The organism is Nocardioides sp. CPCC 206348, assembly GCF_048654705.1.
GTDB lineage: Bacteria > Actinomycetota > Actinomycetes > Propionibacteriales > Nocardioidaceae > Nocardioides.
The window spans coordinates 6,668-7,097 of sequence record NZ_JBMCZA010000243.1 but is presented as its reverse complement, the minus strand read 5'-3'; the positions used below and the strand labels follow the sequence as shown (position 1 = coordinate 7,097).

Annotated in this window: 1 protein-coding gene; it reads right to left on the bottom strand. The window is 69.5% G+C overall.

Translation table 11 applies throughout. From position 1 onward, the window contains the following. Positions 1-430: SDR family NAD(P)-dependent oxidoreductase (locus tag ACOADB_RS28355; RefSeq protein ID WP_378607097.1), on the bottom strand; the 430-nt coding region annotated here is incomplete at both ends.

Here is a 430-nt window from a genome sequence, read left to right as displayed (position 1 = left end):
CGAGGCTCTTGCGGGCCTCCTCGGGCAGCGAGGCGAGCAGCGGGGTGTCGAAGAGACCGGGCGCGATGGTGACGACGCGGATCCCGATGGTCGACAGGTCGCGGGCGATCGGGAGGGTCATGCCGACCACGCCACCCTTCGAGGCTGCGTACGCCGCCTGGCCGATCTGGCCGTCGAAGGCCGCCACCGAGGCGGTGTTGATGATGACCCCGCGCTCCTCACCCTGCAGCTCGAGGCCGGCGATGTGCGCGGCGGCGAGGCGGATGACGTTGAAGCTGCCGATCAGGTTGATCTCGATGATCCGCTGGAACTTGTCGTACGGGTAGGGGGTGTTGCCCTTGCCGACGGTCTTGATCGCATCGCCCGTGCCGGCGCAGTTCACGACGACGCGCAGCTCCCCGAGCTCGGAGGCGGCGGCGATCGCGGCCAA